Below are 23,691 nucleotides of genomic sequence, written 5' to 3' on the forward strand. Positions count from 1 at the left end.
GGTAGTATATGACGGACAAGTCGATTAAAGAGTTAGCCCTCAACGTGGGTCGTCCAGTTGAGAAGCTCCTAGAGCAGGTTCGTGAGGCAGGTTTACCACAGCGTAAAGCTGACGATATTATTACCACCGAACAACAAGATAGCTTGATGAGTCATGTGAAAAAGTCACAGGGTTCAGAAAGCCAAGCAGGGCAAATCACGTTGAAACGTAAAACGACTAGTACGGCTAAAGTAGCCAGTACTTCAGGTAAGGCGAAAACGATTAATGTAGAAGTTCGCAAGAAGCATACATTTGTTAAGCCGGATCCAGAACAGATCAAAGCAGAAGCATTGGCGAAAGCCAAGGCTGAACAACAGGCCAAAGCTGCGCCTGAGCAGAATACAGCACAAGCTGCTTCTTCTGCTGAAGCTCCGAAAACTGGCGTAAATAACGCGAGTAAAGCTCTAGAAGCGATGCGTGCTGCTGCAAAACAAACCAGCGACAAGCAAGAAGTTTCTAAAGCGGCAGTCGTGGTAAAACGCAAATCGACCAACAAGCCGATTGTAAAACAGGTTGTTAAACAAACTGAAACGGCTGAACAGAAAAAAGCACGTGAAGCTCAGGCAGCGCAATTAAAAGCGACTGAAGAAGCAGCACGTCGTAAAGCGGCTGAAGAAGCGCAGCAACGTACGCTTGAACAAATGCGTCAGATGGCGTCTAAGTACACCGCTGAAGATACAACAGCAACGATTCGTGTCGTAGATGATTCTCCGCTTGCTGCCGGTCTGGTAGGTCAGGCATATGAAGACTCATTTGCCAAAGAAGACCGCGAGATCAAACGTGGTACCAATACCCCAGCTGCACGTGCACCGAAAAAAGGTGGACGTCGTGGTCAGGAAGAGCAGAGCTTCAGCAAACAGCCTAAACGCGGTTTGAAAACCAGCCAGGGCAACAAGCACGGCTTCGAAAAACCTGTGAAGAAACAGGTTTACGATGTTGAAATTGGTGAAACCATTGTTGTGGCTGATTTGGCTGCGAAAATGGCGATCAAGGTTCGTGAAGTTATTAAATCTCTCATGAAAATGGGTGAGCTGGTTACTCAGAACCAAGCCATTGATCAGGAAATTGCAGCATTAATCGTAGAAGAAATGGGTCATAACCCGGTATTGGTTTCTGATACGCAAGCTGAAGATAACCTGCTTGAAGCGGCTGAAGAAGCACGTGGTGCACAAACAACGCGCGCACCAGTGGTTACCATCATGGGTCATGTTGACCATGGTAAAACATCGCTTCTTGATCGTATCCGCCGTGCCAAAGTGGCGCAAGGCGAAGCAGGCGGTATTACCCAGCATATCGGTGCTTACCACGTTACAACCGACAAAGGTATTATTACCTTCCTTGATACTCCGGGACACGCAGCGTTTACTGCAATGCGTTCACGTGGTGCCAAAGCAACGGATATCGTGGTACTGGTTGTTGCAGCAGATGATGGTGTTATGCCACAAACTGCGGAAGCAATCGACCATGCACGTGCTGCAGGTACACCAATCATTGTTGCAATCAACAAGATGGATAAAGAATCTGCTGATCCAGATCGCGTATTGAACGAATTGACCACCAAACAGATCGTACCTGAACAATGGGGCGGTGATGTACCGGTTGCCATGGTTTCGGCGCATTCTGGTCAAGGTATCGATGAACTTCTAGACCTGATTTCGATCCAGGCTGAATTGCTTGAACTGAAAGCATCGGAAGAAGGTGCTGCACAAGGTGTGGTGATTGAAGCACGTGTAGACAACAGCCGTGGTGCGGTCACGTCTATTCTGGTTCAAAACGGTACCTTGAAAGTGGGTGACCTGGTTCTTGCCGGTTCATCTTATGGTCGCGTTCGTGCAATGACCGATGAAAATGGTCAGCGTATCAAATCTGCAGGTCCTTCAATTCCAGTGGAAATTTTGGGTCTTCCAGAAGCGCCAATGGCAGGTGACGAAGTTCTTGTTGTCAGCGATGAGAAAAAAGCACGTGAAGTTGCCGATGCACGTATGGATCGTGAACGTCAAAAACGTCTTGAGCGTCAATCTGCAATGCGTCTTGAAAACATCATGGCGTCTATGGGCAAGAAAGATGTACCTATCGTGAACGTGGTGCTGAAAACTGACGTACGCGGTACACTGGAAGCCTTGCATGTTGCACTTGCTGAACTTGCAACGGATGAAGTGAAAGTACGTATTATTGGTTCGGGCGTTGGTGCAATCACCGAGTCTGACGTAACACTGGCTGAATCTTCAGAAGCAGTTCTACTTGGCTTTAACGTTCGTGCGGACAACACTGCGCGTCAAAAAGCCGATGCAGACAGCATCGACATTCGTTACTACTCAATTATCTATCAATTGATTGATGATGTGAAAGCAGCAATGAGCGGTAAGCTGGCACCTGAACATCGTGAAACGATTCTGGGTGTTGCACAAGTACGTGAAGTATTCCACTCAAGTAAATTCGGTGCGGCTGCGGGCTGTATGGTTCTTGAAGGCGTATTGCATCGTAACAAACCGATTCGCGTACTCCGTGATGACGTGGTGGTATTCCAAGGCGAGCTTGAATCTCTTCGTCGCTATAAAGAAGTGGTTGAAGAAGTTCGTGCCGGTATGGAATGTGGTCTTGCGGTGAAAGGTTATAAAGACATCAAAGCACTGGATAAGATCGAAGTGTACGATGTTCAACTGATTAAACGGAGTCTTTAATGGCGGGTAGTCAACGTCTGAAGCGTATGGCGGATACAGTACAACGCGAGTTGTCAGAACTGATCCGTCAGGAGCTGAAAGATCCACGCTTAGGTGGTCTGGTGACCATCTCTGCCGTGAAGGTGAGCCCGGACTTGGGATATGCGGAAGTTTATGTCACTGTTATGGGACGTGAGCTGGGCGATGAACAAAGTGAAGCGGCGAATAAAGAAACTTTAGAGGTGTTAAACAAAGCCTCTGGTTTCCTGCGTCACGAACTGAGCCGTCGTATCAAAACCCGTATTACACCTCGTCTACGTTTCCATTACGACAAGACCAATGCCTATGGTAACTATATGTTTGGTCTAATTGCTGAAGCTGTGAAGGATTTACCTGAAGCTGAAGCAAAAAAAGATGATGAATAAGTCTTAGGACAATAAAAAAGCCACCTTCGGGTGGCTTTTTTATAGCTGGCTTTATTGAAACTTTAAACATTAGAAGTGAATCGACCTATCTAAAAATAGTCCAAATCAAGTGAGATCATCATTTTTATGATTCATTTTTTTCTCATAAAAAGCACGGCGACGTGAACGTTGCCAAGGCAGGGGACGCTCCAGTGTTTCTGGAGCCTCACCACTTAGCGAGCGTAAACGTAAATGCAATGCTGCCTGCGCCATCAGATTGGCCGATACGGGTGCAGTGATAAAAGCAAACAGGGTAATCAGCACTTCAGCAAAACCGAAACGGCCGTACATGGCAGAAAAAATAATCGCGGCAATCAGAAAACTGCCCAAGCCCAAGGTACTGGATTTGGTCGGTGCATGCAGCCGCATAAACAGATCGGGCAGGCGTACCATCCCAATCCCTCCGACCAGCATGAAGAAAGCACCAATCAATAAAAAAATCGAAACTAGTATTTCTAAAATTAACGGCATTTAAAAACTCCTAGTCGATGACATGGCCAGTGGTGAAATAACGCGCCAAGGCTGCTGTAGAGACAAAGCCGAGCATCGCCACCAGTAAAGCCTCTTCAAACAGAAAAGTGCTGCTCCAGTAAATTCCCAAAATGACAATCAGACAGGTGGCATTCAGGAACAGGGTGTCGAGTGCCAGGAGGCGGTCAACGATAGAAGGGCCGGTAATGAGTCGGATCAGGCAGAGTAACATCGAGACAGTGACTGCACCCAGGCAAATCATTAATGCATAAGGCAGAATCGTCATATTTTTTCTCCTGTCTGTGCGCTGAAAATTTTAAGCAAGGGCTGTTCATAACGTTGTTTGATCAGCTCGATTTCAGCTGCTTCATCATCCGTGCTTAAAGCATGCACCAGAATATCACCACGATCCTGATCAATACCGGCAGTGACTGTGCCCGGTGTAGTGGTAATAATCATGGCCAGTAAGGTGTTGACTTCTTCATGCTCGGTTTCCAGAGGCACACGGAACCATTTGGGATGTAGGTTTTTGGTCGGCCCCAAGACCAGTTTTGCAACTTTAAGATTGGCCACCACAATGTCCCAGACCACGACAAAGAACAGACGCAGCGCAGGCCGCCACTGGATATTCGGGGTATAGTCAATAAACGGCGCGACCATTTTGGGAATGACAATCGCCAGAAGCAGGGCCACCAGCAAGGTTCCGGCTTCTGTGCTATGTGACAGTAAAGTCCAGCTGAGCCCCACGATTACAGAAACCAACGGGTGCGGGAACCAACGTTGCAGGAATGATTCAGCCATTAAGGTCCCTCCGCCGGTTTAAGTTGATTATCATCATGTTGGGTTTGTTCAATATGCTGCTGGTCAATCTGACGTTGTTTGAATTCAGAAATATTTTCACCTTCTAAAGTGGATTCTGAAATCATATAAGGAATCAGATGTGCATTTGGATCCACCACCTCGCCACCATATTTGGTTTCTGGCAAATAACTTGGATCAAAGGGTTGCACACTAATAAATTGACCTTCTGCATCACGTTTTAACAGGGCAGCTTCATAGACCGGATTGTTTTTAATCTGTTCTGCCGTCTGATAGTTATATTGATAGATCGGTCCAGCAAATACAACATAAGCTGTTAAGCCGGCAAGTAGCAAATAGATCGTGTGATCATTACGTGCAGGTGCCTTACTGGGTAAAGCTTCATATTTGTGGAAATCGTCAGAATTCAAATCATCTTCAGGTTTGGTCGAGCGCCAGAACAGCATAAAGCCGACTCGAGTAAAAGCCAGAATACTGAGGAAACTCACCAGCAGAATGGTCAGGATAATGATCATCTGATGCTCTGAATTGGCAGAAGCCTGCAAAATAAAGACTTTGCCAAAGAAGCCGCTGAACGGTGGCAGACCGGCCATCATCAAGGCAATGATGAAATAGATAATCGAAACCAGCTTGTTCTGTTTCATCAGCGGTGCGATTTTAAAATGATCTTTGAACTCACCGCGCTGTGAGGTAATCCAGCCAGACAGGATATAAAATGCTGCAGCAATCAGGGTACTGTGTACCATATAGTACAGGGCGCCGGCCCAGGCTGCAGTCGTATTCATGCCAATCGCCACCAGAATCGTGCCGACTGAAGACAGCACCATAAAGCCGACAAAACGGCGCAGGCGTTCTGTACCAATCGCACAAATGACACCATAGACTGAAGTAATCAGACCGATCACCAGTAGACAGTTCATCAGAATCTGATGGCTGTATTCATCATCAAAAACAGTTCCATTGATTCGCAAAATCGCATAGATCCCGACTTTGGTCATGATGGTAAAGAGTGCGGCAACAGGGGTGGTGGCTACGGCATAGGTTTTGGGTAACCAGAAGCCCACCGGCAGCATTGCCGCCTTAATCCCAAAGACCACGAATAGCATGAGTCCACCGGCAACGGCCAGTTTATGCTGATCTGCTGCCAAGGTAGGCATTAAGCGCGCCACATCGGCCATGTTCAGACTGCCGACACTGCCATAAATCATGCCGAGTCCAATCAGGAACAGCGCAGAAGCCAGCAGGTTAATGGTGACGTAATGAATTCCCAGCTGGAAACGCGCCTTGCCCTGTCCATGCAATAGCAGCACATAGGACGCCATCAGCAAGATTTCAAAGAATACGAACAGGTTGAATAAGTCACCAGTCAGGAAGGCGCCGGTCAGGCCCATCAGCAGGAAATGCACCATGGTATGGAAATAACGGCCACGGGTATCCCATTCTTTACTGGCATACCAGACCACCGGTACTGCCAGGGCATAGGTCAACACCAGCATCATGGCAGAGAGTTGGTCCAGCACCAGCACGATCCCAAAAGGTGCCGCCCATTCGCCCAGTGTATATACACTGACTTGACCCTGACTGCTGTCAATTAAATAACTGACCGCAATGATCAGACCCAAGATACCCGAGATATGGCTGATACCACGACGCCAAGGCTGACGCCAGTCTGTGGTCAGGGAGCCAGAACCCGGATTGCCTAAAAGTACCAGACTAAAAGCGGTAAGGGCCGGTAAAAGAATACTGAAAATTGGCGTATGTTGAGACCAGAAGTGAAGAAGATCAGTCATTAAGGCTCATCCTCACGTGGGTCAATCTGAGGTGTTTCTTCTTTTGAATCAACGTGGTCTGTTCCTGATTCATAACGGCTACGCAGTGCCAGCTGAACAATAAAGGCAGTGGTGGCAAAGCCAATCACGATGGCGGTCAGCACCAGTGCCTGCGGAAGGGGATCGGTGACTCTGGAGGCCTCGGTCAATACGGCAGGCGAATTCATCTGGATCCGCCCCATGGCAAATAAAAACAGGTTGACCGCATAACCAATCATGGCCAAGCCCAGCACCACCGGAAAAGTACGCGCACGCAGAATCAGATAGATTCCGGTGGCGGCGAGTAGACCAATGGCGGAGGCTAATAAAAACTCTAAACTCATCATTCTATTATCCTCTTGGTACTGGGCCAGTCATACTGGAGTGACGTGAATCGCCCAGGACAGAAATCATCAGCATGGTCGCACCGACTACAGTGACATAGACACCGACATCAAACAGCGCCGCCGAAGCCAGATGCATTTCTCCAATCACGGGTGGCGAGACATAGATATGTGCGCTGGTCAGGAATGGGCGTGACCAGAACCAGGCTGCAACCCCGGTCAAACCGGCAATAGTTAAACCCACGCCAATCCAGATTTCATACAAACGACCAGATTTGGCACCCAGCAACTGTTCAGTTTTATCCTGTCCCACTGCAATATATTGAATAATTAAGGCTAGTGAGGTGACTAATCCTGCAATGAATCCACCGCCCGGCAGGTTATGGCCACGCATAAAGATATACAGGCTGACTACCAGAGCTACAGGTAAAATCCATGATGCCGTGATACGTAACATCAAGGGGGAGGGATTAAATCGATAGGTCAAACCTTGGGTCATGGTGGTGCCATGCGCACGCATGCCATCCATCAGGCTAAGCACACCAATCGCGGCAATCCCGAGTACAGTAATTTCGCCGAAGGTATCGAAACCACGGAAGTCGACCAGAATCACATTGACCACATTGGTTCCGCCGCCGAGTGGAATTGACTGCTGCAGGAAGAACCATGAAATAGAATTATGATCGCGGGTCATGATCAGCCAGGCGATGGTGGCAATACCGAGACCGCCGCCCAGCGCAATGATCGCATCGCGCCAGCGCCGGGTTGGACTGGATTCATAAGGGGTTAGCTGCGGTAGCAGAGATAAACTCATTAATAACAAGACGGTGGTTACTACATCGACCGTAATTTGGGTCAATGCCAGGTCAGGTGCCGAGAAGCCAATAAAGACCATGGTTACCACCAGACCCACTGCACCACTGATCAGTACCGCTTTAATCCGTTCATGATGGAACCATAGCAGCATCCAGCAGGCAGAAAATAGCAACATCCACAAGACAATGGCCAGGGCAGGGGCATGGGTCAGCTCACGCGTACCGCTACCGATACCATTGGATAGCAATGGGAAACCAACCAGACCGATGGTAAAGATCACAATCCATAATAAATAGCTTTGTAATTTGCCAGTTTCAGTGGCACGGCGGAAACGACGTGAATTTAACAGCAGATTTTTCAGGAACAGGTCAAACAGGATCCGACCCTGTAAGCGGCCCAGTTTTGGATCCAGATCAATTTCACGTAAGGCACCACCTTTGGCCAGAGAAAAGTAAAACACTGCACCACCGGCCAAAGCAATCACACTCATTAATAATGGCAGATTAAACCCATGCCAGAGGGCCAGATGCGTACCTTCAAAAGCAAAATTTTGAGTCGTTGCCTGCGTGGTACTATTCACGATTTTTTCGACCAAAAGTGCTGGCAATAGACCCACTAAAATACATAGAAATGCCAGTAAAGTGGCGGGTGCGCGCATGCCAAATGGTGGCTCATGCGCATTTTTATTCGGGACTTGCTTGCCCAGTGGGCCGTCGAAAAATACCCCATGCACCAGACGAATCGAATAAGTGACTGCAAAAATTCCGGCTAATGTTGCCACAATGGCTGAACCGACCAGCACTGGCCCGCTTAAATTGGCCACCAGCTCAGTAAAGAACATCTCTTTGGAGAGGAAACCATTGGTCAATGGAACACCGGCCATAGAGGCCGCAGTGATCATGGTCAGCGTTGCAGTAAAGGGCAGCAGTTGCCACAGACCGGAAAGCTTACGTAAATCACGGGTGCCAGATTCATGATCGATAATACCGGCAATCATAAACAGGGCCGCTTTAAAGGTGGCATGGTTAATAATATGGAAAATTGCCGCTGCGACTGCCAGTGGAGAACCAATCCCGAGCAGACACATGATCAGACCCAGATGACTGATGGTTGAATAGGCCAACAAGCCTTTCAGATCTTCCTTAAAAATGGCAAAAAAGGCGGCCATGCACAGGGTAAACAGACCGACAAAGGTCACAATATTATGAAACAGTGCCGCGCCCGCAAAAATCGGGAGTAAACGTGCGACCAGAAACAGGCCGGCTTTGACCATGGTGGCCGAGTGTAAATAGGCAGAGACCGGTGTCGGTGCTGCCATGGCATTGGGTAACCAGAAATGGAAGGGGAACTGCGCACTCTTGGTAAAGGCACCGAGTAAAATCAGCAACAAAGTGGGAACAAATAGCGCATGTGACTGGATCTGTTCAGTCATCGTCAGGATTTGATCAATCTGATAAGTGCCGGTAATTTGACCCAGCAGGATGAAGCCACCAAGCATGGCCAAGCCACCCATGCCGGTAATGGTCAAGGCCATACGTGAGCCGCGCTGTGCGGCTTCGTAATTGCTCCAATAGCCCACCAGTAAAAATGATGAAATACTGGTAAGTTCCCAGAAAACCAGCAGGATCAGCAAGTTATTCGACAATGAAATTCCGAGCATGGCTGCCATAAACAGCATCAGCAAGAAATAAAGTTTGCTCAGCGAATTTTTAGGATTGAGATAATAATAGGCATAAATATAGATCAGGGTGCCTATACCACTGATCAGCAAGGCAAACAGCAGGGCCAGAGAATCCAGACGGAAACTGAAATCGATCCCGAGCTGGGGCAGCCAGGACCAGGTCTGAATGATCACGGCACCATCAAAGATGGCAGGCGCCTGACTCAATAATAATAAGAAACTGCTGAGGCTGACACCAATTGCCCCTAAAGCCGTTACCCCGCGCGAAAATTGCTTCAGCCACGAGACAAGGGTTGTGCCTAATACTAACGGTAACAATATAATAATCGGCAGCACACTCGTATCCATTGTCGTGATTTAGGTTGTGACCAACCTAGGGTGAATCTTCATCTTTCAAGGACTACAGGATTACAAGGAGCAACCCAAACTTCTCAATCTTGAAAGCCAAAAGAATATTCAAAAGAATATAAAAATAGTTGTATTGCGCAACTTATAAACGATAGCAAATTCCGATTTTACAATGAAATTCGCAAATAAAACCGATCATATTACAGGATAACAACAACATCAACGTTTTTATGTCGAACTTATAAATTATACGCGAGCAGGCTTTTGGCGTGGGGTGGATGCTTAAACAGATCATCCAGAAGTGACCGAAAATTAAGATTAAATTGCAAGCATTGATTGTAAATATGACTAAATGCAGTTTTACAATTGCAAAAAGACAGCACTAAAATGGTCTGGATAAATCTCGATATTCATCGAAACGATCATTACTGTTTTTCAACGTTACTTAGAGCGATTGCGGTAGCGTCGGCTGATCCTGAGCAAGTAAACGTAACAATTCCTGCTGCTGTTCAGGATTCAACTGTTGCTGAATCCGCTGTAATACAGCAAGCGGTGTAGTCGGTTCGGTGACGGTTTCTATTAGCGCTTCTTCGGCAGGAATTGCGTCTGGATCAGTATGTAGACCCATTTCGGCATAGATCTGATCAAACTGGATTTTCATGCTTTCAAGATGAATTGGATGCAACTGTTTATTTTCGAGTCTTAAGCACTGAAAGGCCTGTGCATGTTCCAGTAACTCAGGTCGGTTGCCGGTGGCAATAATTTGCAAGTTAGGAAATGCCTGATGCAGACGTGGCAGAATCTCTGCTGCCAGATCCTGATCCAGCTGATGATCAATGGCATCAATCAACAACACTCCTGTACCTTCCTGACATGGAAATAAACTGTTCGGGTTGAGCAGACAAAGACGCCGTACAATATCGCCCACCAGTGCAATCCAGGTGCGGATGCTATTGGGAAGTTGCTGAAAAGTAAAACGCTTGTCCTGATAGGTCAGCATCAGTTGCAGCTTGGGCTGGTATTTTAACTCAATCTGGCTGATGTCAGGCAGTACCTGCGACAGGGCGTTTTTTAAGGCCGTTAAATGCGGGGTATGCAGCTGTGCTTGCGCTTTTTCAATCTGCCGCGCCAGTTCATCTCCCCGAATATCTTCAGGCTGCTGCAAGGCACGCGCTAAAATCTGATCCATGATCTTGGCGCTTTGCGCATTTTCAATATCACTGACTTCACGCAACCATTCAAAGAAACGGGCAAAGGTCGTAAACGGAATCGCGCCAATGTCGTAAGCATACGCTGTATGGAAAATGGCCGGATTGTTTTTGCTGATCAGATTGACGTCATTGACAAAGCGGTCGGTAGGATAATAGGCAATCAGCGGCAAGCCGAGCAGAGGATCATTGAATCGGGCTTTCTGATAAAGGCCAAGCATGCTGTCCAGTTGCGCGGTTTCGGCTTTGCTAAAGCCGAGTCCTTGACTATTTAAAGTCTTATAGACTTGCCAGGAACAGCTCTGTTGCTGTGTAGCTTCAGTCTGGCTGGATTCTGTAAGCGCTGAAACCTCTTCGGGAAAGCCAACCCGGATATCAATTTTGGATTGCAGCCGGTGTTGCATGATGTCCTGATCAGGCATCACCAGACCGGCAGCCCGGCTATCGCGATAACGCGCTGCAAACCAGGTCAGCGCCTGATAAGCACAGCGTAACAAAGTGGTTTTGCCAGTACCCTGATTGCCCAAAATTAAGGTAAGCGGATATTGTGAATAATCAAGCTGAAGCTGAATCTCTGGAAAATGCAGGGTGTGTTTCAGTTGAAGCGCTTCGATGTGCATAGATCACCTGTACCATGATTTTACATCCATACCTTAACCGACGGCTTGACGAAGCGACTGCGGCATCTTGATCTTCAGTTGTTGAATCAGGTCATAAATGTGATGAATATTTAAGCTTACTTTAGCACGTGTACAGGCCACGTAAAGTAAACGTAGCTCTTCATCACTAATTTTATGATCTTTTTCATTCAGCTTAAACTGATAGTCATCTTCAATATGCACCCGTTCCCACTCCAGACCTTTGGCCTTATGTGCAGTGGAAATAATATAGTCCGCCTGTCCAATCGGGGTGATTTTGGCCAGGGCTTTTTTCAATGGATCGGTGCCATGTTCATCGACCAGTTTAACCAGCGGTTTGATATCGCTACCTTCATTGGTTTCACAGTATTCATGCACATCATGCCAGGAATTAAACCAAGCCAATTCCGGCACATCGACCACACGTTTGCCCTGTTTCAACATGGCAGCCGCATCGACAAAACGATTCAGTTTGACATGATCGGCTTGCAGGCTGACTTTATCACCACGCACCAGTCCGGCAAGTAACAGTTCCATGGCCCGGGCATTGGTCCGGCATAAAATTGCATCCCGCATTTTGGTATGCGGTTTATTCACGACTTTAGAATCTAACAACGGATTGCCAAGCAAAGGCACGGTTTCATTCAGTGCACCTAAAATGGCATTGGCATTTAACGCGATTTCAGGGCCGAAACGAAACGATGTGGTCAGGCGTGATTCGGGTAAGGGCAGTTGCTGCATAGCATTCACCGCACCGCGCCAAGCATAAATCTGCTGATGCGCATCGCCGACATAAATCACCTGAGTATTCCGCTGTTTCAGCAAAATTCCGAGCATGAGTGGGTCGGCATCCTGCGCTTCATCAAACAGCACATAATCGGCCGGAATATTCGGTTCAGACAGCGCCCAGAGTTTCAGGTAAATATCATGGCCAATCCCGGCCTGATGATTGGGATCGATTGATTCTAGCCAGCGCCGTTCTACGGCCGGATAGAGTTTCTTTTGCAGAATTTCAATATCATCTGGATGCAACCAGCTCGGTGCCTGAATATGCCGCGGAGCAGGGTATTGCGAACTGGTCGAACAGAAATAGCCAACCGCATTGGCGACTAAACTCGCCAGACGCGAAGGCATCAAGACATATTTTTCATAACGCCCACCCATCATACGGCGCATGGTCATCGGTTCCAGACGGTATTCTTTGGCAATAAAGCTTGGACTTAAACGGGGCAGACGCAGCTTGTCGGTGATTCCACGTGGAACACTGCGAAATGCCAGCGAGTGAAAAGTGCGGCAATCTACGCCGCGATGAAATTTGGCTTGCGCTTCACTGGCAATGGCTTTGTTGAAAGCCAGATACATGCCACGCCGTTCAGGCATGGCATCACTGATCATTTGTAATGTGGTGGTTTTACCTGTGCCGGCATAGGCAATCACTTTAAAGGAATTACCCAGACGGGCATTATCGATGGCAGTGGCCTGCTCATAAGTGGCCTTGGGTTTTTGCAGATCAGACACAGGCATATTCATCATTTAATGCTGACGGCTGGCTTTTTCAACCAGACCGGATAAGCCCTGACGACGTGCCAGCTCATTCAAGACCAGTTGCGGTTCGATATCGAAATAACCCAGCATCACAATGGTATGGAACCATAGATCAGCAACTTCATAGATCAGATCATTTTTATTGTCTTCAGAGACCTGAGCGTTGAAATCTTTGGCTGCCAGTACGGTTTCAAAGCTTTCTTCACCGACTTTTTCTAAAATCTTGTTCAGGCCTTTATGGTACAGCTTGGCCACATAAGAGGAATCTGGATCAGCCTGTTTGCGTTCTGCCATCATTTGGCCCAGATAGGACAAGACTTCGACCTGTTCAGACTGGGCGCTTGACGCTTCCATCGCCAGCGTATGCGGATTTGTGGATTTTTCACCATAAATCGCAGACGGGTGTTTCAGCTGTGCATCGACAATTTCCCAGCCATTTGGCGTGAGTTTGCGATAGAAACATGATTCACGACCAGTATGACAAGCGATGCCGCCATGCTGTTCAATTTGCAGCACAATTACATCGGCATCACAGTCCAGACGGATTTCATGTACGGTTTGAAAATGTCCTGATTCTTCGCCCTTATGCCATAACTTGCTGCGTGAACGGGAGAAATACACGGCTTGGTTTTTCTCAGCCGTTAGTGCTAGCGCTTCACGGTTCATCCAGGCCACCATCAAGACACGACCAGTTTGATGATGCTGGGCAATGGCAGGGACTAATCCTTGTTCGTTAAATTTTACTTCATCGAGCCATTGCGCGTTGTTCATAAGGGTTTCCATCATTTCAATCAAAATATAAAAATACGGATAGGAAATATCCGCAGATAGTGTACGTGATCTCGCAGCATTTGCGGCAAAAATCTGTGTCGATAAAGACAGGCTATGTCGTGTGTGATCCAGATGAGCTTGCTTTCACCTAGAGATTTAAAACTGAGACATCAAAAAAGCCGCCCGGTCGGCGGCTCGTATTTTCAGGAAATTATCCCTATCAAAAATTACCAGTGTTCGCCCGGGAACAGCCGTGCATATGCTTTTTGCACCAAGTTTAATTTTTGTGGTTGACCCACAGAGGCACTTGAACTTGGGAACAGGTTATAACCAATCGACATCAGAACATTGTTGATATCCGGGGCAATCGAATAAGTAATCGAGGCCAGACGACCCAAACCGGTCGCAACTTTCTTCGGGCGTTTCACGATGGCATAGGCAATCAGGTCAGCTGCCTGTTCCGGAGAAAGTGTCGGGACGTATTTATAAATTTTGGTTGGTGCAATCATCGGAGTGCGTACCAAAGGCATATAGATCGAGGTGATGGCGATTTTATGCGAATGCACTTCTGCAGACAGACAGCGACTAAAGGCATCCAGTGCGGCTTTTGACGCGACATAGGCTGAAAAACGGGTGGCATTGGCCAGTACGCCAATCGAGCTGATGTTAATAATATGGCCCGCGCGACGAATCATCATTTGCGGCAGAATATTCATGACCAGACGCACGGCGCCGAAATAATTCAGCTGCATGGTTCGTTCAAAATCATGGAAGCGGTCGACCGATTCATGCACGGCGCGGCGAATCGAACGACCCGCATTATTGATCAGAATATCAATATGATCGACTGAGGCAATGATCTGTTTGGAGACCTCATCAATCGCCTCCATATTGTTTAAATCGCATGGAAAGATTGAGGCTTTGCCGCCTTTGGCTTCAATGTCTGCTTTTACTTGTTCTAGGGTTTCTTGAGTACGGGCCACCAGTAAAACATGCGCACCTGCATCGGCCAGTTGATGTGCCGTCGTTAACCCAATACCGCTGGATGCGCCGGTGATCAGGACGGTTTTACCTGCAACAGATTTTTCCAGTTGTTTGTGTAGTCTAGTTTTCACATTTGTTATCCCTAATTTGAAGTCAGCGTTCAAATTATTTTTATTAAAGGTGTATGGCGCTCTAACAGGAGATGAGAGCGAAGGTGAGTACAGATATGATAACCAATTCTTCAGGAAAATCTATAAATTAAACTATTGAAATTAAAATAAAAATTAGAGTAATTGCTCTATTTGTGTTCGCTATTTCATTTAACTTTTACCATGAAAATAAAAAGCAAAGCAAGTGGCTGTTTTAGAATGTAAATAAAAAAACTCCACCAGAAAGGGTGGAGTTTTGAGTCAGATGAAACACGCCTTTAAACAGTCGCTAGCGCCTGTTCCAGATCCGCGATCAGGTCATCAATATGTTCAATCCCAATCGAGAGTCGCACCATATCTTCACTGACACCTGCTGATTTTAACTCCTCGGCATTGAGTTGGCGATGTGTGGTGGTCGCCGGATGACAAGCGAGACTTTTGGCATCGCCGATATTGACCAGACGGGTAAACAGTTGCAGCGCATCAATAAAACGTGTGCCGCCTTCAAGACCATGCTCTACGCCAAAGGTCAGAATTGCAGATGGTTTACCTTTCACATATTTTTGTGCCAAGGCATGTTGTGGATGATCTTTCAGACCAGCGTAATTGACCCATTTTACTTTAGGATGCTGCTGTAAATATTCCGCAATTTTAAGCGCATTTTCAGTATGACGCTCCATACGCAGACTTAAAGTTTCCAAACCTTGCAGGATCAGAAACACATTTTGCGGGCTGATCGCGGCTCCAGTATTGCGTAGTGGCACCACACGCGCTCGAGCGATATAAGCCGCTTCACCGAGAACTTCGACATAGTTTACGCCATGATAACTTGGATCGGGGGTATTCAGCGCGGGAAAGCGTTCAGGATATTTACCCCACGGGAATTTACCGCTATCGACAATGATGCCACCAATCGAATTGCCATGACCGCCGATATATTTGGTCAATGAATGCACGATAATGTCGGCACCAAAATCAAAAGATTTTTGTAGCACTGGCGTTGCCACCGTGTTGTCCACGACCACAGGCACACCGTACTCATGCGCGATTTTTGCAATCTCTTCCAGATCAATAATATTACCCAGTGGATTACCAATGGATTCCACAAAGACCAGTTTGGTCTTGTCATCAATTAAACTACGCAAGCTTTCCGGTTTTTCATAATCAAAGAAACGCACGTCAATACCTTGCTTCGGCAGGGTGTGTGCGAACAGGTTATAGGTGCCGCCATAGAGCGTAGATACGGATGCAATATTGTCACCGGCTTCAGCAATGGTCTGAATCGCATAGGTAATTGCAGCCATACCAGACGCTAAAGCAAGTGCGCCAATCCCGCCTTCAAGTGCGGCAATACGTTGCTCTAACACCGCCGTGGTCGGGTTCATGATCCGGGTATAGATATTGCCCTGTACCTTTAAATCGAACAAATCGGCCCCATGTTGAGTATTGTCAAAAGCATAAGATGTGGTTTGGTAAATTGGCACTGCTACTGCTTTGGTGGTGGCTTCAGGGCTATAACCTGCATGAATCGCAAGGGTTTCTGCTTTATAACTCATTATGACTGATCTTCTTGTGTTTAAGTTTATGACTTGAGTGTAACATTTTCATATATAAGTAAAAGTGCAATTTTACTGAAATAGATAGATGAAATAATCATATATAAATTGGGATTCGACGCACTTATTTGACTTAAATCAGCTGTTTGAAAAATCACCATAAATAAACTTGTAACAATGCATTGAAGTTCATGGCAATGGCTTATGTTTTCGCAGCTTTCTGCGTATAATAGCCGATTATTTTTTCGCTCTTTTTTGAGCTGGGGTGGTTGTTTTAACCCCATTTGGTTTTTCAGTTGAGGAGTCCTACGTGGCCCAATATATTTATACGATGAACCGAGTGTCTAAGATGGTGCCGCCGAAACGCGAAATCCTGAAAGATATCTCCTTATCATTTTTCCCGGGCGCAAAAATTGGTGTGCTTGGTCTAAACGGTGCAGGTAAATCGACCTTGCTTCGTATTATGGCGGGCGTAGATAAAGATTTCTCTGGTGAAGCACGTGCACAACCAGGTACTAAAATCGGTTATCTCGAGCAAGAGCCGCCTTTAGATGAAACTAAAGACGTGCGTGGCAACGTTGAAGATGGTCTGCGTGAGCCGCTGGATGCTTTGGCACGTCTTGACGAAGTATTTGCAGAATATGCAGCAGAAGATGCTGACTTTGATGCACTTGCAAAAGAGCAAGAAAAGCTCGAAGCCATTATCCATGCATGGGATGCACATAACCTTGCCAATCAGATGGATCAGGCAGCTGCTGCACTGAACCTTCCAGCTTGGGATGCCGATGTTAAACTGCTTTCAGGTGGTGAACGCCGCCGTGTGGCACTGTGCCGTTTGCTCTTGTCTAAGCCAGACATGTTGCTTCTTGACGAACCGACGAACCATTTAGATGCATCATCTGTTGCCTGGTTAGAACGTTTCTTGAAAGACTTCCCGGGTACCATCGTTGCGATTACGCATGACCGTTATTTCTTGGATAACGTGGCTGAGTGGATTCTTGAGCTTGACCGTGGCATGGGCATTCCATACCAAGGTAACTACTCTTCTTGGTTAGAGCAGAAAAATGCGCGTCTAGAGCAAGAGAACAAGCAAGAAGAATCTTTTGCTAAAGCATTGAAAAAAGAACTTGAATGGGTTCGCTCAAATGCCAAAGGCCAGCAAAAGAAAAACAAAGCGCGTATGGAGCGTTTTGAAGAGCTTAACTCGCGTGAATTCCAACAGCGTAACGAAACCTCTGAAATCTACATTCCACCTGGCCCACGTCTAGGCAACAAGGTTGTAGAAGTTGAAGGCATCAGCAAATCGTTTGGTGATCGTACCCTGTATAAAGATTTATCATTCGTTGTACCGCCTGCTGCGATCGTGGGTATCGTCGGTGAGAACGGTGCAGGTAAAACCACACTGTTCCGCATGATGACCGGTGAACAACAACCGGATACCGGTTCTGTGGTACTGGGTGAGTCGGTGAAAGTGGCTTATGTGGGTCAGATTCGTGACACGCTTGATGACAACAAAACGGTTTGGGAAGAAGTTTCTGGCGGTTTAGACATCTTGAAGATTGGCGAATACGAAATTGCATCTCGTGCATATATCGGTCGCTTTAACTTTAAAGGCCAGGATCAGCAAAAACGTGTAGGTCAATTGTCAGGTGGTGAGCGTAACCGTTTACAACTGGCGAAAATCCTGCAAATGGGCGCAAACGTAATCTTGCTCGATGAACCGTCAAACGACTTGGATATCGAAACCTTACGTGCGCTTGAGGATGCCATTCTGGTGTTCCCGGGTACTGTGATGGTGATCTCGCATGACCGTTGGTTCCTGGACCGTATTGCAACGCACATTTTGTCATTTGAAGGCGAAACACCTGAGTTCTTCACCGGTAACTATGCTGAGTTTGAAGAATATCGCCGTAAGCGTGATGGTGATGATCTGGTTGCGAAGCGTCAAAAATACCGTAAAATTGGTGTTTAATCCCTGATTTTAAAATAAAAAACCAGCCTTCGGGCTGGTTTTTGTGCTTATAGGGTGGTGGGGAGTGACTTAGATTTCCCACTCATGATTACATTCACGACATTTCCATTTCTTTTGGGTCTGCATGAAGGCCTGCATGGAAATTTTAAAATCAGGCAAATCTTTATAGAACATAAAGCCTGCGATCAAAGAAAGAATAAAGACGATGACGGTTGCAGTCTGTAAAGTTGTACCTGCACCATCACCAAAGATCCACATCGCGATACTGATGATCACCAGCAATAATAATAGGAACAGGGCGGGCACCAGAAACATCAGGCTTTTAGGAACCACCGGACGTGGAGCTGCTTGACCTGGCTGGGCCACTGGCATGATTTTCGGGCTTTGACACTTAGGGCAACGATATTGCATTACAACTCCAAAATTCTAAATTACTGATTATTTTATCGGAAGATGCGAAGAAACCGAAATATTGCCCCACATAAAATATACAGGCAATAAAAAACCCAAGTCATAATGCTTGGGTTTTTTAAAAGACCACTTCAAAAGTAATCTTGAATATGGCGTCCCTACGGGGATTCGAACCCCGGTTACCGCCGTGAAAGGGCGATGTCCTAGGCCTCTAGACGATAGGGACAATTGAGGCATTACACAGCTAAAGCAAGACTTGATTTGGTGGAGTCAAGGAGGATCGAACTCCTGACCTCTACAATGCCATTGTAGCGCTCTACCAACTGAGCTATGACCCCAGTCTGTGTGAGCGCTATATTAGGGATATCGCGCTCACACGTCAACAAAAAAATTAATTAAGCTTGATCAACCGCTTCATTTTTCGGCAATTTTAAGCTTTCATTGAGTTTTTCCCAGACTTTCAGCTCTTTTTTGCTTGGGCCACCGACAATTTCCAGCGCATGACGTAAACGTGCGAAGGTTAAATCAGGGCCAATGGTGACCATAGTCTGCATCACTGGGGTAGACGCAGTTGAACCGGCAATGGCAATAAAAAAGGCCGGCATGAAGTCACGCAGTTTAATTTCCATTTGTGCTGCCAAATCCATCAAGGTTTGGCTGACCGTGTCGTTGTTCCAGATGAACAGGCTTTCTAAACGCCAAATGGCAAACTGCAAGCTTTGACGTACCTGTTCGTCAGACAGTTTTTTGCTGACAAACTGCTCCTGAGTCAGGGCCGGGAAGTGGTTGAAGTAATGCGCAGACCAGTTCACTGCTTCAGACAGCAAGTTGATACGTGGTTGAATCGCAGCTGCGATTTCTTCTAATTTGGCACGGTCTGCTTTCCATGCTAGCAGCGTATCGAGCAATTCAGCAGGAGAAAGGGCTTTGATCCATTGACCATTGAGCCAGTTGAGTTTTTCAACATCAAAGATTGGACCACCGAGTGATACACGTTTAATATCAAAATGTTCAATCATTTCTACCAATGTGAATTTTTCACTTTCATCTGGCATTGACCAGCCCATACGACCCAAGTAGTTCAACAAGGCTTCAGGCAGTACACCGATATCTTTGTAATAGTTGATTGAAGTTGGGTTTTTACGCTTAGACAATTTTGATTTGTCCGGGTTGCGTAGCAGTGGCATGTGACACAGCACCGGCATCTCCCAACCGAAGTACTGGTACAGCAACTGATGCTTCGGTGCAGATGGAATCCATTCTTCACCACGAATCACATGCGTGATTTGCATTAAATGGTCATCTACCACGTTGGCCAAATGATAGGTTGGCAAGCCGTCAGTTTTCAGCAGAATCTGCATGTCGACCTGCGCCCATGGAATCTCGACTTCACCACGCAGCATGTCATTAAATTTACAAATACCTTCAGTCGGTACTTTCATGCGAATCACATGTGCTTCGCCAGCAGCCAAACGACGCTCGACCTCTTCTTGAGAAAGGTTTAAGCCTCGACCGTCATAACGTGGAGATTCACCACGTGCTTGCTGTTCAGCACGCATGTGATCCAGTTCTTCGGCAGTGGCGAAACAGTAGAAGGCATGACCTTTTTCAACCAGTTCCAGCGCATAGTTTTTATAAATATCCATACGTTCTGACTGGCGGTACGGTGCATGTGGGCCACCCACATCTGGACCTTCAGACCAGTTGAGACCGAGCCAGCGCAATGAATCCAGGATCATTTTTTCAGATTCAGGTGTTGAGCGCAGTTGGTCAGTATCTTCAATACGAAGGATGAATTCACCCCCATGCTGTTTAGCAAAACATAAGTTAAACAAGGCAATATAGGCAGTACCTACATGAGGAAAACCTGTAGGAGAAGGTGCAATACGAGTACGAACAGTCATAGCCGGATATAATCTAGAATATAAATTTGGTTCTATTATAGCGAAAAAGCCACATCACTTAATGCTTTATTCAACATTCAGTGATATGGCTTTAAATCTTGGTGTTATTCGAGTTGGTTAAAACTGATTAAGAATTATCGCTAGAAAATATGCTTTGTACGAAGCGGGTAAAGCGATAATTTTGTGCTGCAAAGAAATTTTGTGAAGGTGCGACTTTCAGCGCAGTTAAGACTTTAAGATTATCGTCTGTATGCAGGGTTTTTTCGCTTTTTTGTTGTTGAATTGCTTTTTCAATCGGCGATGTCTTGCTTTCAACAGTAGTGACTGAGGCCTTCTGCAAATCTGTCTTCACAACGACGGCATGACCCAGTTGAATCGAAAACAGCATGATCAGACTTAGGATGCTAGCTGTGAATAATTTAAATTTCATATCCAAACTTCCTCCTTGCTTCTGGTTGGTTTTATTCTGTTAAAAATGTTTTTTTAATACTCCGTCTACAATTTAATCACAGTTGATTATAAAGAAGTAGAACCAAGTCACATTTTTTACAAAAAATTAATATAACATCTATGGAAAATTACTAAAAATCGTAATTCTCTCTTCTGGCGGCCTATTTTTAACAGACAACTGTGAAGAGAACGTGAAGAACTGTCTTATATTGTAGCAGGAGATTAATTTTTTAGCAGAATATGTATCCAGGTTTAATTGTTAGCAGATATCTCAAAATCAGAAATAGATCATCAATATTATTATAAACACATGATTGTTATATTTATTTTTTATTTATACAGTGTGGTTATCTCAATAATGAGTCACATAACATGAAAAAAATAATAGCAACCGCAATCTTGACAATATTTACAGCAACCACCATGCAAAATGTAATGGCCAAAGATTTCCTGAATGTCTCTTATGATCCGACCCGTGAATTTTACCAGGAATATAATCAGGAGTTTGGCCAGTTCTGGAAGCAGAAAACCGGACAGACAATCAATTTTAAACAGTCACATGGCGGTTCAGGCAAGCAGGCACGTTCGGTCGTCGATGGTTTACAGGCCGATGTGGTGACTTTGGCTTTGGCCAATGACATTGAGGAAATCGTCAATGCCGGTTTAATCGAGAAAGGCTGGCAAAAAGAATTTCCGAGTAATTCTGCACCTTATACATCGACCATTGTTTTTTTGGTGCGTAAGGCCAATCCCAAGCAAATCAAGGACTGGAATGATCTGACCAAACCGGGTGTCGAGATTATTACGCCTAACCCGAAAACTGGTGGAGCGCCACGTTGGATCTATCTATCTGCTTGGGGCTATGCGCTGAAACAGCCCGGTGGCAATGATGCCAAAGCCCGAGATCTGGTCAAAAAGCTTTATCAAAATGTCAAAGTGTTGGATTCCGGTGCCCGTGGTTCACTGACGACTTTTGCCGAGCGCGGTATTGGCGATGTACTATTATCTTGGGAAAATGAAGCCTTGCTGGCAACGCAAGGTCTAGGTAAGGACAAGTACGATATCATCTATCCCTCTATTTCAATTCTGGCCGAGCCATCGGTGGCAATCGTTGATAAAAATGTGAATAAAAATGGCAATGCCAATCTGGCGAAAGGCTATTTGAATTATTTGTATTCCCCGAAAGGGCAGGAGTTGGCTGCGAAATATTTCTTCCGTCCACGCGATGCCAAAGTGGCTGCCAAATATTCCGCCCAATTTCCGAAAATTCAGACCTTCACCATTGATAAAGTCTTTGGTGGCTGGGCAAAAGCGCAAAAAACCCATTTTGTGAATGGGGCGATTTATGATCAGATTTATAATGAAAAGCGATAACAAGCTTGAATCTAAATTGAATGAAGAAAACGGATAAAGCGTTATCCGTTTTTTTTATATTTAATGCATAAAATTCTATATATTCGAAATAAGTGAAATGACTGGCTATATTTTGTTTTTAAAAACAGATGATTAAGAATAAAAAACCTTTGATTATATCGTGTTGTGATGTTGTAGGTTGAATTGCGATAAATGATTTTATTTCATATAGTTATATCTATACAAGATAAACTCCCGTGCGCTCATGAAAAATCAATTAAAATCCTTATTTAGCGTTGCCTTATTGGCTACAGGTCTAGGCTTGACAGCGACTACCTCACAGGCGGCTGATCGTCAATTTCTAAACGTGTCATATGATGCAACCCGTGAATTCTATGATGAATTCAATAAATCATTTGGTGCTTACTGGAAAAACCGGACCGGTCTGGATGTGAACTTTAAACAGTCACATGGTGGTTCGGGCAAGCAGGCACGTTCGGTGGTCGATGGCTTAAAAGGCGATGTGGTGACTTTGGCGCTGGCCAATGACATCGAAGAAATCGTGAAATCTGGTCAGATTCAACCCGGCTGGCAAAAAGAGTTTCCGCATAATTCTGCACCTTATACCTCAACTATCGTGTTTATGGTGCGCAAAGGCAATCCGAAGGGCATTAAAGACTGGAGTGATCTGACCAAGCCAGGCGTAGAAATTATTACCCCAAACCCGAAAACCGGTGGTTTGCCACGTTGGGTATACCTCTCTGCCTGGGGCTATGCCGAGAAACAGCCGGGGGGTAACAAAGCCAAAGCACAGGACTTTGTCGGCAAACTCTATAAAAATGTCAAAGTGATGGACTCAGCAGCACGTGCTTCAATGACCACGTTTGCTGAGCGTGGCATTGGTGATGTATTGCTGACTTGGGAAAATGAAGCACTGGTTACCCAAAAGACTTTGGGTAAAGACAAGTTCGATATTATTTATCCGTCAATTACGATTTTGACCGAGCCATCGGTGGCCATTGTCGATCGTACTGTGGATAAAAATGGCAATAAATGGTTGGCAACAGGTTATATCAACTACCTGTATTCTCCATTGGGTCAGGAAATGGCAGCCAAACATTTCTACCGTCCGCGCAATCAGAAAGTATTAGCCAAATATTCAGCACAATTCCCGAAAATCAAAACCTTTACCATTGATGAAGTGTTTGGCGGCTGGGCCAATGCACAGAAAACCCATTTTGTGAATGGCGCGATTTTTGATCAGATTTATAACTCAAAACGTTAATCTGCTGATTTGACG

The 23,691-nt window shown here is 45.9% G+C and carries 19 protein-coding genes and 2 tRNA genes; 5 read left to right on the forward strand and 16 right to left on the reverse strand.

The features are described 5' to 3' along the window. Nucleotides 1-8 precede the first annotated feature (8 nt). Together infB and FTT75_RS05725 are read left to right on the forward strand one after the other, a co-directional pair. A complete protein-coding gene (infB, locus tag FTT75_RS05720; RefSeq protein ID WP_180186039.1) occupies nucleotides 9-2,720 on the forward strand; it encodes a translation initiation factor IF-2 in 2,712 nt (903 codons plus the stop codon). Then, nucleotides 2,720-3,124 carry a ribosome-binding factor A gene (locus FTT75_RS05725; RefSeq protein WP_005094380.1) on the forward strand — a complete coding sequence of 135 codons (405 nt, stop codon included), beginning with the start codon at nucleotides 2,720-2,722 and terminating at the stop codon, nucleotides 3,122-3,124. The genes infB and FTT75_RS05725 overlap by 1 nt, the downstream gene beginning before the upstream one ends. A 105-nt stretch (nucleotides 3,125-3,229) precedes the next feature. On the opposite strand, the gene FTT75_RS05730 is transcribed toward FTT75_RS05725, so the two are convergent. The 11 genes from FTT75_RS05730 to FTT75_RS05780 form a co-directional block, all read right to left on the reverse strand. Next, complete coding sequence (locus FTT75_RS05730; protein ID WP_100329411.1) at nucleotides 3,230-3,634, reverse strand: Na+/H+ antiporter subunit G; 405 nt, start codon at nucleotides 3,632-3,634, stop codon at nucleotides 3,230-3,232. Between the two features lie 10 nt (nucleotides 3,635-3,644). Further along, complete coding sequence (locus tag FTT75_RS05735) at nucleotides 3,645-3,920, reverse strand: monovalent cation/H+ antiporter subunit F (RefSeq protein ID WP_005094376.1); 276 nt, start codon at nucleotides 3,918-3,920, stop codon at nucleotides 3,645-3,647. Continuing rightward, nucleotides 3,917-4,435, reverse strand: a complete 519-nt coding sequence (locus FTT75_RS05740) for a Na+/H+ antiporter subunit E (RefSeq protein WP_005094373.1) — start codon at nucleotides 4,433-4,435, stop codon at nucleotides 3,917-3,919. Before FTT75_RS05740 ends, FTT75_RS05735 begins: the two co-directional genes overlap by 4 nt. Beyond that, nucleotides 4,435-6,243, reverse strand: coding sequence for a monovalent cation/H+ antiporter subunit D (locus tag FTT75_RS05745; protein ID WP_180186040.1), 1,809 nt, complete (start codon nucleotides 6,241-6,243; stop codon nucleotides 4,435-4,437). Before FTT75_RS05745 ends, FTT75_RS05740 begins: the two co-directional genes overlap by 1 nt. Further along, nucleotides 6,243-6,608 (reverse strand): Na+/H+ antiporter subunit C, encoded by a 366-nt coding sequence (locus FTT75_RS05750; RefSeq protein ID WP_005168933.1) that lies wholly within the window; start codon nucleotides 6,606-6,608, stop codon nucleotides 6,243-6,245. Before FTT75_RS05750 ends, FTT75_RS05745 begins: the two co-directional genes overlap by 1 nt. Before the next feature lie 4 nt (nucleotides 6,609-6,612). Then, entirely contained in the window at nucleotides 6,613-9,450 is a 2,838-nt protein-coding gene (locus FTT75_RS05755) for a monovalent cation/H+ antiporter subunit A (RefSeq protein WP_074383643.1), read from the reverse strand. A gap of 445 nt (nucleotides 9,451-9,895) precedes the next feature. Further along, complete coding sequence (locus FTT75_RS05760; RefSeq protein WP_180186041.1) at nucleotides 9,896-11,278, reverse strand: AAA family ATPase; 1,383 nt, start codon at nucleotides 11,276-11,278, stop codon at nucleotides 9,896-9,898. Between the two features lie 33 nt (nucleotides 11,279-11,311). After that, nucleotides 11,312-12,814 (reverse strand): UvrD-helicase domain-containing protein, encoded by a 1,503-nt coding sequence (locus FTT75_RS05765; RefSeq protein ID WP_034608364.1) that lies wholly within the window; start codon nucleotides 12,812-12,814, stop codon nucleotides 11,312-11,314. 15 nt (nucleotides 12,815-12,829) lie between these two features. Next, nucleotides 12,830-13,612: a bifunctional phosphoribosyl-AMP cyclohydrolase/phosphoribosyl-ATP diphosphatase HisIE gene (gene hisIE / locus FTT75_RS05770; protein WP_159138540.1), complete on the reverse strand. Its 783-nt coding sequence runs from the start codon at nucleotides 13,610-13,612 to the stop codon at nucleotides 12,830-12,832. 227 nt (nucleotides 13,613-13,839) lie between these two features. Then, nucleotides 13,840-14,727: an SDR family NAD(P)-dependent oxidoreductase gene (locus FTT75_RS05775; RefSeq protein WP_044108999.1), complete on the reverse strand. Its 888-nt coding sequence runs from the start codon at nucleotides 14,725-14,727 to the stop codon at nucleotides 13,840-13,842. Nucleotides 14,728-15,023: 296 nt separating this feature from the next. Continuing rightward, the gene (locus tag FTT75_RS05780) at nucleotides 15,024-16,301 is read right to left on the reverse strand and encodes an O-acetylhomoserine aminocarboxypropyltransferase/cysteine synthase family protein (protein ID WP_005168919.1); all 1,278 of its coding nucleotides are present in this window, start codon (nucleotides 16,299-16,301) and stop codon (nucleotides 15,024-15,026) included. 310 nt (nucleotides 16,302-16,611) lie between these two features. Here FTT75_RS05780 and ettA point away from each other — a divergent pair, with 310 nt between their 5' ends. After that, complete coding sequence (gene ettA / locus FTT75_RS05785; RefSeq protein ID WP_005168915.1) at nucleotides 16,612-18,273, forward strand: energy-dependent translational throttle protein EttA; 1,662 nt, start codon at nucleotides 16,612-16,614, stop codon at nucleotides 18,271-18,273. 69 nt (nucleotides 18,274-18,342) lie between these two features. Here ettA and FTT75_RS05790 read toward each other — a convergent pair whose 3' ends face one another. From FTT75_RS05790 to FTT75_RS05810, 5 genes are all read right to left on the reverse strand, one after another. Continuing rightward, complete coding sequence (locus tag FTT75_RS05790; RefSeq protein ID WP_004281123.1) at nucleotides 18,343-18,684, reverse strand: membrane protein; 342 nt, start codon at nucleotides 18,682-18,684, stop codon at nucleotides 18,343-18,345. A gap of 150 nt (nucleotides 18,685-18,834) precedes the next feature. Continuing rightward, nucleotides 18,835-18,910 (reverse strand) — tRNA-Glu (locus tag FTT75_RS05795). A gap of 36 nt (nucleotides 18,911-18,946) precedes the next feature. Then, nucleotides 18,947-19,022, reverse strand: a tRNA-Ala gene (locus tag FTT75_RS05800). Between the two features lie 57 nt (nucleotides 19,023-19,079). Continuing rightward, nucleotides 19,080-20,588, reverse strand: coding sequence for a glutamate--tRNA ligase (gene gltX / locus FTT75_RS05805; RefSeq protein ID WP_180186042.1), 1,509 nt, complete (start codon nucleotides 20,586-20,588; stop codon nucleotides 19,080-19,082). 127 nt (nucleotides 20,589-20,715) lie between these two features. Then, the gene (locus FTT75_RS05810) at nucleotides 20,716-21,018 is read right to left on the reverse strand and encodes a hypothetical protein (RefSeq protein ID WP_100355182.1); all 303 of its coding nucleotides are present in this window, start codon (nucleotides 21,016-21,018) and stop codon (nucleotides 20,716-20,718) included. A 392-nt stretch (nucleotides 21,019-21,410) separates the two neighbouring features. On the opposite strand from FTT75_RS05810, the gene FTT75_RS05815 reads away from it, so the two are divergent. Together FTT75_RS05815 and FTT75_RS05820 are read left to right on the forward strand one after the other, a co-directional pair. Next, nucleotides 21,411-22,412: a sulfate ABC transporter substrate-binding protein gene (locus tag FTT75_RS05815; protein ID WP_180186043.1), complete on the forward strand. Its 1,002-nt coding sequence runs from the start codon at nucleotides 21,411-21,413 to the stop codon at nucleotides 22,410-22,412. 244 nt (nucleotides 22,413-22,656) lie between these two features. Next, nucleotides 22,657-23,676 (forward strand): sulfate ABC transporter substrate-binding protein, encoded by a 1,020-nt coding sequence (locus tag FTT75_RS05820; RefSeq protein WP_180186044.1) that lies wholly within the window; start codon nucleotides 22,657-22,659, stop codon nucleotides 23,674-23,676. Nucleotides 23,677-23,691 lie beyond the last annotated feature (15 nt).

This window comes from Acinetobacter sp. YH01008 (genome assembly GCF_013420435.1).
In the GTDB taxonomy this organism is placed as follows: domain Bacteria; phylum Pseudomonadota; class Gammaproteobacteria; order Pseudomonadales; family Moraxellaceae; genus Acinetobacter; species Acinetobacter pseudolwoffii.